General features: G+C 44.6%; 14 protein-coding genes. 1 reads left to right on the top strand and 13 read right to left on the bottom strand.

Annotation, left to right across the window (positions count from 1 at the left end; translation table 11 throughout):
- Window positions 1-42 precede the first annotated feature (42 nt).
- The 3 genes from fen to J7W08_RS10755 form a co-directional block, all read right to left on the bottom strand.
- A complete protein-coding gene (fen, locus tag J7W08_RS10765) occupies window positions 43-1,059 on the bottom strand; it encodes a flap endonuclease-1 (RefSeq protein WP_233084446.1) in 1,017 nt (338 codons plus the stop codon).
- A 24-nt stretch (window positions 1,060-1,083) separates the two neighbouring features.
- Window positions 1,084-1,398, bottom strand: a complete 315-nt coding sequence (locus tag J7W08_RS10760) for a hypothetical protein (protein WP_233084445.1) — start codon at window positions 1,396-1,398, stop codon at window positions 1,084-1,086.
- Window positions 1,399-1,564: 166 nt separating this feature from the next.
- Window positions 1,565-1,891 (bottom strand): hypothetical protein, encoded by a 327-nt coding sequence (locus J7W08_RS10755; RefSeq protein ID WP_310742493.1) that lies wholly within the window; start codon window positions 1,889-1,891, stop codon window positions 1,565-1,567.
- Between the two features lie 130 nt (window positions 1,892-2,021).
- Here J7W08_RS10755 and J7W08_RS10750 point away from each other — a divergent pair, with 130 nt between their 5' ends.
- Window positions 2,022-2,921, top strand: coding sequence for a presenilin family intramembrane aspartyl protease PSH (locus tag J7W08_RS10750; protein WP_233084444.1), 900 nt, complete (start codon window positions 2,022-2,024; stop codon window positions 2,919-2,921).
- Window positions 2,922-3,077: 156 nt separating this feature from the next.
- On the opposite strand, the gene J7W08_RS10745 is transcribed toward J7W08_RS10750, so the two are convergent.
- The 10 genes from J7W08_RS10745 to J7W08_RS10700 form a co-directional block, all read right to left on the bottom strand.
- The gene (locus J7W08_RS10745; protein WP_233084443.1) at window positions 3,078-3,560 is read right to left on the bottom strand and encodes a carboxymuconolactone decarboxylase family protein; all 483 of its coding nucleotides are present in this window, start codon (window positions 3,558-3,560) and stop codon (window positions 3,078-3,080) included.
- A gap of 26 nt (window positions 3,561-3,586) precedes the next feature.
- On the bottom strand, window positions 3,587-4,522 hold the full coding sequence (locus J7W08_RS10740; protein ID WP_233084442.1) for a methanogenesis marker 7 protein: 936 nt from the start codon (window positions 4,520-4,522) through the stop codon (window positions 3,587-3,589).
- Window positions 4,506-5,117 (bottom strand): methanogenesis marker 17 protein, encoded by a 612-nt coding sequence (locus J7W08_RS10735; protein ID WP_233084441.1) that lies wholly within the window; start codon window positions 5,115-5,117, stop codon window positions 4,506-4,508. The genes J7W08_RS10740 and J7W08_RS10735 overlap by 17 nt, the downstream gene beginning before the upstream one ends.
- 5 nt (window positions 5,118-5,122) lie before the next feature.
- Window positions 5,123-6,364 carry a methanogenesis marker 15 protein gene (locus tag J7W08_RS10730; RefSeq protein ID WP_233084440.1) on the bottom strand — a complete coding sequence of 414 codons (1,242 nt, stop codon included), beginning with the start codon at window positions 6,362-6,364 and terminating at the stop codon, window positions 5,123-5,125.
- Window positions 6,361-6,816: a methanogenesis marker 5 protein gene (locus J7W08_RS10725; RefSeq protein WP_233084439.1), complete on the bottom strand. Its 456-nt coding sequence runs from the start codon at window positions 6,814-6,816 to the stop codon at window positions 6,361-6,363. Before J7W08_RS10725 ends, J7W08_RS10730 begins: the two co-directional genes overlap by 4 nt.
- Window positions 6,817-6,825: 9 nt before the next feature.
- Window positions 6,826-7,260 (bottom strand): methanogenesis marker 6 protein, encoded by a 435-nt coding sequence (locus J7W08_RS10720; protein WP_233085769.1) that lies wholly within the window; start codon window positions 7,258-7,260, stop codon window positions 6,826-6,828.
- A complete protein-coding gene (gene mmp3 / locus J7W08_RS10715; protein WP_233084438.1) occupies window positions 7,260-8,846 on the bottom strand; it encodes a methyl-coenzyme M reductase-associated protein Mmp3 in 1,587 nt (528 codons plus the stop codon). The genes J7W08_RS10720 and mmp3 overlap by 1 nt, the downstream gene beginning before the upstream one ends.
- Before the next feature lie 8 nt (window positions 8,847-8,854).
- Window positions 8,855-10,471 carry a methyl coenzyme M reductase system, component A2 gene (gene atwA, locus J7W08_RS10710; protein WP_233084437.1) on the bottom strand — a complete coding sequence of 539 codons (1,617 nt, stop codon included), beginning with the start codon at window positions 10,469-10,471 and terminating at the stop codon, window positions 8,855-8,857.
- Between the two features lie 271 nt (window positions 10,472-10,742).
- The gene (locus J7W08_RS10705) at window positions 10,743-11,543 is read right to left on the bottom strand and encodes an HAD family hydrolase (RefSeq protein WP_233084436.1); all 801 of its coding nucleotides are present in this window, start codon (window positions 11,541-11,543) and stop codon (window positions 10,743-10,745) included.
- Window positions 11,544-11,606: 63 nt separating this feature from the next.
- Window positions 11,607-12,389, bottom strand: coding sequence for a thermonuclease family protein (locus J7W08_RS10700; RefSeq protein WP_233084435.1), 783 nt, complete (start codon window positions 12,387-12,389; stop codon window positions 11,607-11,609).
- Between the last annotated feature and the right edge of the window lie 100 nt (window positions 12,390-12,489).

Raw genomic sequence — 12,489 nt, 5'->3', positions numbered from 1 at the left:
AAAATGAGTAGAGAACTAACAAACCAGTCAGAAATACTGCGATCAGAACCACTGGTCAAGAGTACTCTGTCCGCCACCCATGTTAGCTTCAAGGCGGTCGAGTACCTTATTTACCCTATCTTCTGAAAAATCGTGCTGTTTGCAAAGGAAATCAATGATCCCTGCCCGATCAGGTTTTTTCCATTTAAGTTCATAATCATCAGTTACCGGAGGGTTCATGAAGAACTCCTTTTTGGCATCAAGATCCTCGATATCCTTGCCGGTCTCGGACAGAACACCTTCGATACTACCGTGTTCTTTTACAAATTTAAGAGCCCTTTTCGGACCGATGTTCTCAAGCCCCGGATTGTAATCGGTCCCTATGCACATAGCAATATCGATGAGCTGTGAACGTGTCACACCAAGTTCTTCAAGGCTTTCCTCAAGAGATATCAGCTCCGGCTTAACATCCACATAAAGGTTCTTGCGAGGGAGTTTCCTCTTACCGGTTATTGTCAGGTTCCGTACAACAGAAGGTGCTCCGAAGAGCAGAGAGTCATAATCCTGCGAACCAATGAGGTCAGCATCCCCCTTACGTACCATATAGGAAGCCTGTGCCTCCCCTTCAGAAGGTGCTTTCACATAGGGTATGCCCATTAGCTCCAGAAGTCTTATCGAATCCTCAATGATCTCCTTAGTGACCTTTGATGAAGCCTGAGCATACTTGTATGCTTCTTCCTCAAATCCCTGTGCTTTGGCACCTTCCCATTTTGCACTTGCAGCTTCGCGTATCTCGTGACGCTTTTCAAGGGTACCGGATTTGAACTCAGGAGGTTTACCATCAAAAACAAAAACAGGCTTGACACCGCTCTCAATGAGATTCGTGAACCTGTAAAGGATACCTGAAAGGTGGGATGTTACCTGCCCGCTTGAATCTTTCAGAGGAGTGCCGTCACGTTGTCTGATTATGCTCAAGAACTGATAAAGTGTATTATAGGCATCAATAGCAACGACCTTGTTTGAAAGCTCAGCTATTTCAACAGTATGTTTCTGAAGCAGATCCCCAATATCCGTGCCCATGTTACCTGCTTATTGTAAAAAAAGTCAGTTGTTTCCCGAAAAGTCCTCATTGACATCGATACGCACATCTATTACTGAATCGTCGTGTGCATTGATCTTGCCAACTTTAAGGATATTACCTACACGGTCGAGAACTGTTGTTTTAGTTACTTCCACCTGATGTACATCATCACCTTTACCGTTCTTATGTACAATCAATAGCTCCTGACCACAAACAGGATTTTTCCCAACTTTAGAAACAAGGTTCTTTACAACCTGCTCAAATTCAGAGTATATAAGCACCTCTGAATATTTTCCAGCTTTCTTGATTATGCCTATCGGTTCTAAATTAATGCGCATATACGCTCCCCTATAACATAACAATCCAATAAATCTAGTACTATAATATAGTCCACATAATACTGCCACATTAATATGCTTTACGGCATCTGTCGACTGTTGCAATAAATTAATACTGATTTTGAATATCAATTTTAAATTAATAAGAGAATAGAAAGATAGGAGATTAGCGATATGTTCTCCTATTCATTGTATCCATTGCTTCATCGACCACAGTGATAACTTCATTCATCTTCTTGTCCATTGAACTTTCAATGCTCTGCACGTTTATGCGAAGAGAACGTTCCTTCTCATCCAGCCTCTTTTCGATCTTTCGAAGCCTTATGTCCACAGAGAGGATCATAGCAGCCAATGCACCTACCATAACAATGGCAGATAATATGATCAGAGAGTTTGCAGGACTATATTTGAACCTACCCAGCCATTCATAGGTCAGCACAAAAGACGATACAACCATCACAAGTGAAAATACAATGTCCCGAGTATCCATCATTTTTACCTCATTTACAAATGCTTGCAGCAATATTTTGCTGATGATACGTATTATAATTCTTACATACTATTAAATACTGTGCAGATATTTAGATTTCCAGAGAAATTTTGATAGAAAGGGAGCATATATTGTGAGTTCTGAAAAAGACACATTCCGGGATTACATTCCAATGGTCGTAATGGCCGGATTAATACTGGTTGTACAGTCCTTAGCACTTTTCTTGGCATCCCCCATGGAAGATCTGGGAATGAGGGCTGTGGAAAATCCCGAATCTACAGCAAATTCATTGTATTATATCGGATTCATACTTGTATTCACGTTCCTTCTGCTTATGGCTATCAAAAGGAACATGAAATGGGTCATACAGCTCACAATACTTCTTGCAGTAGCAGCAACCGTCTACTATGGATTCTATCCAATATTCTTCATCCTAGGATTCAACCCGGCGATGAGCAATGCAATTGCAATTCCCCTTGCAATAGGCCTGACAGCACTGCTTTACAAGTTTCCTGAATGGTATGTCATCGACATCACAGGCATAATAATCGGAGCAGCTGCAAGTTCTATTTTTGGAATATCCTTCGGGATAGTCCCCGCCATAGTACTCCTGAGCCTGCTGGCAATATATGATGCCATTTCAGTCTACAAGACAAAACACATGATAGCTCTTGCAGAAGGGGTCATGGACCTGAAACTGCCCATTCTGTTCGTCATCCCAAAAAAGCTGAACTATTCATTCATAAAAGACAGCCTTAAAGCAGAAGGCGAGAGGGATGCATTCTTCATGGGTCTGGGCGATGCGGTCATGCCCACAGTTCTGGTCGTATCAGCAAATGTCTTCATCGAGCACACCGGATTTATCTCACAGCCTGCCCTTGGAGCAATGATAGGAACGATCATAGGTTTCTTTGCACTGAGCATCTTCGTCATGAAAGGAAAACCACAGGCAGGACTGCCATTCCTAAATGGCGGAGTTATCCTTGGATACATTGCAGGTGCTCTGCTCTCAGGAACACCGATCCTTGGATAAGAACAAACAGATAAGAAATAGAGCAAAGATCAGAAGTTTAGATACAAATAGAAATGACAAAGAGTGATGTTAAATGTCAAATGTCAAAGTGGACATCACTCATTTCTGTTATTAATTGTTGATACTCATTTTTTGTTAGTGATACATCAATGAAAATTAATCTTCATTGTCGACCTTACAGCCATTGCGATTATTACCGGGAGCGATGTTACAGACATCACATTCCTCATCACAGTCGGGTTTCGAGCCATTGAACTCAAGATCAAGAGCTCTGGTACCTTCTGCAAGGACAGACGCATTGGACATTGCGCCACCGATCAGGACAGCATCAAATATCTCTTCTTTTGTGAGACCGAGCCTGTGTGCCACACGAATGTGCATCTTCATACAGTGATCACAGCGAATTGCAGAAGAAACGCCGATACATATCAGTTCGATGGTCTTGGGATCAAGCCTTTCGAACTCCCTCATGATGGAATTGTCATACATCACTTTTGGTATCAGAAGGTCTGGCATATCCTTCATGAAGTTCAGGATATAGGGAACCTCACCATATCTTTCCCTGACACCCTCCAATACCTCCGAAACTGCCTCATCAGGCTCTTTTTCCACAATCTCCCTGATCTTTTCGAAATCCATAATGATCCTCACTACTACTAATATAATTAAATTATTGATCCTACCTCAGACCTGCGTTTGATCTTTATCAGAACATAGTTCTTCATCTTTGAAGGCATGATGTCCGCAATATCTGAAAGTTTGAAACCTTCATCAAACTCAATGTTACCAATAGCTTCATGATACTCTTCAAACGGCAATTTAACCCTCATTCCATCGAGCTGAAGTGTAATTGGTGCGGGTGTAAGAACATCATGGATATCAGGAACCTGCTCCTGCACTTCCTTCATCAGCCTTGCAGGAAGCACAACAAGCGGATCTTTTGAGATCCTCTCCCTCTTGAGGTTTATGATCTCACCGACCTTTTCATTAAGTACATCCATTGCATCGAGTTCAGGGCCTTTCCTCATCCTGTGGGCGACCCTGCCAATACCCCCCACATAGATATCACAACCGGGAACATCCTCTGTTTTAAGGTCCGGTCCACCGGTAACAATTATCGGAATGTCGATCCCTTCAAAGAGCTTTGGCTTCTTGTTGATGATACAATCCTTGAAAGTGCCGAAGGAGAACACTGCAACATCGTGCTCGTTGATAAGTCTCCTTTCATAGTCTGCTGAAAGTGCTACCCTTCTTCCCATTCCTCTTGCAAGACCTATCATGTTGGTGTTTGCACCTCCTCGACGCAGGAATTCTGCAACATCACATGCTGAATGTGGAAGGTGATGTGAAGCCAGGGTAGGTGATACAACTGCGATCTCAGTACCTGTGAGAGGGGCAGAAGTAAGTTTCCCCAGCAATTTATTGCAAAGTTCCTCCACAAGAGGAACATCTTTTTTCGGAATAAGCATGACAAGGGTTACTTCTGTGGAAGCAGGGGTCTTTTGTACAAGATAACCACCAAGGTCTTCCAGCAGTTCAAGGATGAGACTGTGTTTGTGAATACCGCCTTCATAGATATATGGTTCAAGCACTGCTGCCATTAACATCATCTCCTGTCAGATCTTCAAGCATTACACGGGCCTCGTCTATCCATTCCTGTTGCATAGTATCCTCTGATGCCACAAATATGAACTTACCATCATCAAGAGAATGGTAACGTATCCTGAAACCCTCAGGAGTGGCACGTATTGCCATATCCGCAAGCCTTTCACGAAGGGACTTTTCCGGATCATCTACAACAATATCACCGATTGAATCTTCAGTTGCCTCCAGGTCATCAGAGATCACCTCGATCAGATTCCTCTGAGGCTGTATGACATTCGCCCTTCCAAATTGTGTCCATAGTTTTTCCAGGAATTGAGGGATCGTCTTCTCATCCGTCACAGTGATTACCACCTTTGATCCGGGCCTGTCGAGCTCGGTAGACGATATCTCCTTTGCCTTTATAGGAGGAAGACCACTACGAAGGACGATGGCCATCATGAACAGCGAGTCCTCGGGCCTTATCCTCACTTTTATCCTACCAATGGTCCTTACAAAAGCAAGCTCAGAGATAATATCCTTCATTATGCTTTCGTATGCTTTTGCCTCAGAAGGCTCGGTAGTCTCTACAATGAATATCTCAAGGGGTTCCATGAAGATCACCCCTTTACAAAACCGGATGACAGAAGTGCTGCACCCACAGCACCGATAAGCTGTGAATGTGGAGGCACGAGCACATCGACCTTCAAAAGATCGCCGAGGGCTTTTGGAACACCTGCAATGAGCGAAGAACCGCCTACAAGGATGAGTGGTTCCTTAACTTCCACTTCCTGAAGCTGCTGTTCAAATATCTGCTCGACCACACTGTGGCAAGCTGCAGCGGCTACATCCTCAGGGATCGAACCTTTCGCAAGGGAGTTTACAAGGGACTGGATACCGAAAACGATACAGTAACTGTTCATTTCCACGTTCTTTTCCATACCCCGCACAGCAAGGTCACCAAGTTCTGTGATCTCAACACCAAGACGCTTAGAGGTCATCTCGAGGAAGCGACCAGAAGCACCGGCACAGATACCACCCATTGTGAACATGCCGGGAATACCATCCTGTACGGATATGGCCTTGTTGTCCATTCCGCCAATATCGATGACAGTTGCACTGCCCTGTTGCTTGCCTGCAAGATAAACGGCGCCTTTTGAGTTCACGGTGATCTCTTCCTGCACAAGATCAGCATTGAAATGCTCACCTATCAGGAAACGACCGTAACCGGTAGTACCTATTGCCTGGAGATCTTCCCTCTTCAATCCTGCCTGGTCCAGTGCCTGCTGCAGAGCAGTATCCGCACTTTCAAGAACCTTGATTGTCGGGACCCAGCCCTCACCGATGATCTCATCGTCCTTCATCACAACTGCCTTGGTTGTGGTCGAGCCGGAATCGATTCCGGCAGTGATGCCGACCTGATGTTCCCTGGCAAGTAAGTGCTTCCTTCTTGCAATGGTGGTCAGTGCTTCAAGACGGGTCAGCAAAGTTGCTGCCGTAGTACGTTCAGTAAATGAATAACTGATAACAGGAAGCCCTGAGTTCTGGAAAATATACCTGCGGATCTCATTCCTGACAATAGCAGCTTCTGCACAGCGGAAACATGATGTCACGAACACACCATCCACCTTGGCAACGCCTTCTACAACTGCTTTTGCCCTTGCCATCATGAGCTTCAGGTCAGGGCTTGCGACTTCCAGCCCAAACTCCATACCTATTGTGTCAAGTGATGCAACATCCATCTCAGGGTAGACCAACTTTGCATTCAGGGTGCTTGCAGCACTTTCCAGCTCTTTCTGGACACCTGCATACTCACTTCCACATGAAACAAGTGCTATCAATACCTGATCTTTTTCACTCATTCATCATCACCCCCGGTTGGCAAGGCTTTCAGGAACTCTGCTATATTGTACACGAAAGCCTTTCCTTCCTCTTCCGTGTGAGGATATTGTATTTCAAGAACAGGAATGTCCTTCTCCCTTATGAGAAACTTCGTCAGCTCATTTGTACGTGCACATCCCATGCATCCAAAGCTTATGGACGCATCACCGACAATAATTGCAGCTTCCGCAATATCGATTAGCGGACCAATGATGGACATCCTGCCCCTGACACCTGCCGGAACTTCCACAGCTGCATATTTCAGACCATGCTTTGGTCCCTCGGGAGTTATGTTCAAAGGAGGAGAATCCACACCCACTGTAGTGATCTTCTCGCGTATCTTCTCCATCATAGCAAGAGGCTCATGCCCGAATCTCTCGACCATGTCGGAAAGGATAAGGCTGTTTGTTGGATAAATGATAACTTTTGCCAAAATAACACCTCATAATTCTGAATCAATGATCTTTTTCAACTTCGATACATCCAGTTTTTGGGGAACTTCCTTTTCTTCAAGCGGCTCACCGGCATCATACTCGTCCAGTGCCCTGCCTATCATTGGAAGCATGCTAACCTCTTCCCTCAGGAAATGGAAACCAGGCCTTGGGCCACCGCCCCTTCCGGCACGACATCTTACTTCCGCACCAGGCTTAAAGCCCCTTTCCTTAACAAATATGTGATTGCGGTCCATGGAGCGGAGGGTTTCCACAACCCTGTTAACAGCATCCCTGGGACCATTCACCATTGTCCCGAAACAGGTCTCTTTGATAGTGATGGCGTCCTCGGACTCATATACCTTCATGGCTGCGTCCATTGGCAGGACGCTGTCAGAACTTATCACAACGATCTTGGTGATATTATCCTCAATAGCTTCAGCCATCATTGATCACTCCCTGTAGCTTCAATAACATACATTATATCCCCGTCCTTCATGCCCTTAAGTTTTTCAGGCTCAAGGATACGGCCTATGATATTCGTACTTGTGAACTTCTCACCTGTAGGACCGAACATGTCATCGTCCTCAAGCTTCACACCGACCATACCATGCCTTTTTGCTGCCTGGTTAGTAACACCAAGTTCACCTGCTGCCACCTTTCCCTGAGGAACGTTCTCGGGCAGGATCTCCTTGTATTTTTCAGCGGATTTCTCTGCCTTGAAGATGTACGTATTCTCATACGTCATCATGATGGGCAGTGCACCAACCGGTTTGAACTGAAGGTCGATAGCATGCCTGAAGAAATCAAGTGTCTTGGGAGCAAGTTCGTCATAAAGTTCAACGTTCACAAGCTTTGAGTCCGGAACACCTACAACTTCCACCTTTCCTTCCTTCAGAACATCAATACTATGTGCAGGTTTCTGCTCAACGATAACAGCATCATCTTCAGTATAACCCTGCTTTACAAGCTCAATGCCAAGAGATGAAAGCTTATCTTCAGCTTCCTTAAAGGACAGGCCTAAAAGCCAGACCGGTTCAGGAGAGGTTTTCACCATCAGCTTCTGGTCGGACTCTGCCATCTGGACAAGCTCTATTCCGTGAGAAAGATTTCCTACAACCGAATGCATGATACTTGCAGGCCTGTCATCCTTAGCGATGAACATCTTTCCAGTCCCGTAACCCACTGTCCTGACCCATACCGAACCTTTTGTCCGGGGATCAAAATTCTCAAATTTGCACATCTCGCCATGCAATGAATGATCAGAAATAAAAGAGCTTGAAACAAATCCCACATCGAAGGTACCATCTCGCGTCAACGCAAAGAAATGTTCTGCACCCTCAGGTGCTTCCGGGTCGATCTCGACCTCTATGTAAGTGAATATCCTGAAACCTTCCTCAATGACCGTATTCAGGTCAGTGGTACACACATGCTCTCCGGTCTCTTCCCATTCCAGAGCAGGCTCAATGCCAATTATGCTGTCACCGCTGCCAAGCTCGGACAGGATATTTATCCCGCTTACGACCTTACCAAAAATACCATCTTCCGGAGTACCATATTCCGAAGAATGGTCCTCCAGTGCAATTATCATATGAGTGTTATCCGGGTCAAGGCCGCCTGCTCCGAAAACAACATCATATTTGTTTAGTGATAATAAAGAATGAGTTGGCACAATGTCAGCTTTGAAGGGACCAAATGCCAATGCATCCCTGGAATCCCAACGAACCTTTGTACCTTCATATTCATTAAAATGCTCTGCCCATACATCGGCAGATGCTGAATCGCCTTCCAGTTCGATCCTGAAGTCCCCTTTCGAGGTCTTCACCACATAATCTATTATAGCACCGCTTTTGCGACCTTCGTCCTTCTTAAGAATACCTATAGCGGTACCTTTCCTGTAAGGAGCCTGCGATGCTTTAATAGCATCCCCCAGAGTAGAACCCGGGGGCAATGCTACCTGATTATTATTGACCTCAACACTAATCTTACCGCTCAGGATTATCGCCTCCACTACATAATATAGGGAGCTCAATTTTAAACTTATGCTTCCTGCGCAACAAGTAAGCGTTCTTCCTCGGTAAGCTGGGAAAGAACATCATTAGGTTCGCCAACAGCTACTATCTTAGCATCCCTCATTAGGGCAACGCGGTCACATGCTTCCTGCAGGAAATCCATGTCATGTGAAACGATAACAAATGTGTCACCCATCTCATCACGTGCCTTAAGAATGGACCTTGTAACCTCTATCTTAGTGATAGGATCCATTGTACCGGTAGGTTCGTCCATCACAATGATGTTTGGCTCTTTCATAAGGATCTGTGCAAGAGCAACCCTGTGCCTCTCACCCTCACTAATGTCATCAGCCATCTTTGGCAGGATAGACTTTGCCTTCTCTTCAGAGAAACCGGTAGCAATTAGTGTTTTTATTGCCTTGCGAACTGCAAGCTCGTAAGGAAGATCGATGCCGATAGACTCTGTCAGGTTATCAATAATGCTTCTGTGAGTGTAAAGTCCATATTCCTGATGCAGGATACCCATGTATTTGGTAGCCCGACCCCTGTTGTCAGGACCCGGAATTGTCATATCGATCCATTCATCACCCACACGCACGCGAATATCTCCTTTTGTAGGTTGCACGATACCCATGAGGATCTCAGAGGTTGTTGTCTTCCCTGCACCACTGGTACCTGCAAGACCAAAGATCTCTCCTTCCTTTACTTCAAAGGAAACATCATTGACAGCATGTACGACACCCCTGGTAACAGAGATGTATTTCTTAACAAGGTTCTTTACATCGATAATAGGTTCACCAAGAACGATATTTTCGTTCTTTTCAATGTGTGATACCATCTTCATGAACTCAGTTGCGACCTCATGGGGATCACCCTCCATGACGACCTCGCCATCGTCGAGGATGATGGCCTTGTCTGCAAGCTCCTCGATAACATCGGACCAATGAGATGTAATTACCATGGTCATGTTGTAAGCCTTAACAGCCCTTTCGATGACATCGTGGACAACATCTGCAGTCCTTGGGTCAAGGGTACCTGTAGGTTCATCAGCAAGAAGCAGCATTGGATTTCTTACAAGTTGTCTTGCAAGAACTACCCTCTGTTTTTCCCCACCGCTTAAGTCACGTGCAACATGCATCATACGATGGGACAATCGTACATCCTCAAGAAGCTCCATTGCCCTTGACATAGCATCATTACCAGTGTAACCGATCTCAGTAAGAGAGTTCATGACATTTGCAACTACCTGGTCATCACCATACAGTGCGAACGTACGCTGGAGCATGATTGCGATCCGTTTGGAAACGTTTTTGCGTTCGTGAGCATGAAGGGACAATGCAACAAAGTCCGCATCAAATGCTTTCATCACGTCACCCTTACAGTGACGGCATGTTTCACCTACCTTGCTTGGCGGATCGATATGATCACATTTATCACATCTTGCCAAATGATAGATGATCGAACCAGAGATATTCTCATATTCTTCGGCTCCCCTCAAAGCGTGCATCAGGATGGTTTTTCCTGCGCCACTTCGACCCAAAATTCCAATGACCTCACCTTCATTGATGTTAAGATTAATGTTTTTCAGAACATTAACACCATCATAAGATATAGTCAGGTCTTTGACCTCAATGAACAATGACATTTGCTTTCCTCCGATATTGGCTGAGCGTAAGTACCTGTTTGTTACATGATATTTTATGCTACTTAACAGATTTGTACTTTCTGTACAAAACCGCTAAAGTGTCGCTTATACTACGTTTGAATTTGAAACATTATTAAGAATTTATCCTCTACGGATATATCAGCATTACATAATGCAGTACATAAACATAACGCATTGCCATATCGCCGTTAACATTCAAAAACAATATCAAACGAAGCAATACCGCATTCAGACAACAGCAAAAATTGCATTACAGAGAATCAACGATGTCCAGAACTTCCCTGATATCCCTGATCACCACATCTGCAGATCTCTCCAGTTTTTCGGGGCGTTCATCCCCCTGTTGAAGCGTTACAACGCCAATATCCGCAGCCCTCAAGGCAAGGATATCATTCATACCATCGCCAACCATCAAAACACGGTCATATTTCTCTTTCAGGTCAAGAACTATACGTGCCTTTTCGCGGGTAGTGGCAATATCGTACACCCTTTCCATAGGTATATCGATGCATCCTGCAAGCTGCTTGAGATTTCGTCTGCTGTCACCTGATGCAATATAAACATCCACCCCGCGTGCTTTCAATTGATCGATGGTACCCTTAGTATCATGGAACATTCGGCCTCCTGTACTTAGGACATATGGAACAGTGTGATCATTTCTATCAACGATTATGCCTGCTGCCACATAGAATATTTTAGGGCAATGGACCTTCACCGCATCGACCACCTGAAGGATATCACCTATCTTAATATTGCTATCCTTGATTATATCATAAGCCTCGTCCAAAGAAAAAGGAATACTTGCACAACTTATATCGATAGCTACCCCATGATCTTCAATGAAATCAATAACGCGCATGTTGCGGTCAACACTAAGGATCACAGCCGGCTCTGTATGAAGCACTATCAGTGCACGACCCTTGCGCTGAGCTACAAGAGCAGTACTTTCCACACCTGTGATCGTTTTCCCGCTGTTAATATCCTTTGCCACACGATACATGTGTAACAGGGTTCCTGCACTATCAAAAACTGCAGCTATGCTTTTTTGCATGTTGGTATGATTCGACATAACCAATTATTAATCTTATGTTCTCAAAAAAGAGAAGTGATCCTTTCAATCACTTACGATAACAATTTCAGCAGGGTTCTCAACAATTATCTCAGGACTGCCTTTGTATTCAATGACCTTCCCGGTCACCATCACATGCTTGCCATCATAGTAAACCTCAGGACTCTGCAGGAACCGGTCCCAATCTTCCGACCAGATCACGACAGTAAAATAACCTTCATAAGGATCATGGAAATTGAGGTAAATAATACCATTCCCATCATGTTTTGTTGTGCGCACCACAGTTCCCTCAACAGTTACCGTCTGCCCCACATATTTTCCTGCATCAAGATAAGAGATAATAGTCTTTGATACTTCCTGAGAGGCTGCCTCAGACCATAATCCTACGCCCCTTTCCATTGCATAGGATTCAGAGCCCTCCAGTTGATCCTGATAGTATGTATCCGGCTCATAGGTTTTTGAAACCGCCAATCCCGAAAGCACCAGATCATTGTTCACCATACTACCATCAAGCCAGACATATCTTAACAGACGTCCATATCGATCCGTATCGCTCACATCTGCTTCGAGCCTGACCGTCCTTCCAGGAAGATTGTCGATCATATACTGTTTTGCTTCATCATAATATGGCTCCCCCCTTTCAGGAGTGTCCACCCCGATAAGACGGACCTTCTCACCAGTAGATATGACAAAGGTATCCCCATCGATAACCTCTGTCACATTTGCAAAAGTAACAGTTAGCTCCGGAGCTGCCTCATCAGGGCCAACACATCCTGATAGTGAAAGGATGGAACTTAAGAGGAACAGACTCAAAATGATCTTACGCATAGGAGGAGGTTTTCATCAAGATATTTCAAGTTTCCTCCAAATACCAACGTGTCAAAAATAGAAAAAAAGAGATGATACTTTTCAGAAATATATCATACCG

It is taken from the genome of Methanococcoides orientis (assembly GCF_021184045.1).
Classification (GTDB): Archaea; Halobacteriota; Methanosarcinia; order Methanosarcinales; family Methanosarcinaceae; genus Methanococcoides; species Methanococcoides orientis.
This window is presented reverse-complemented; position numbering and strand designations above follow the sequence as displayed.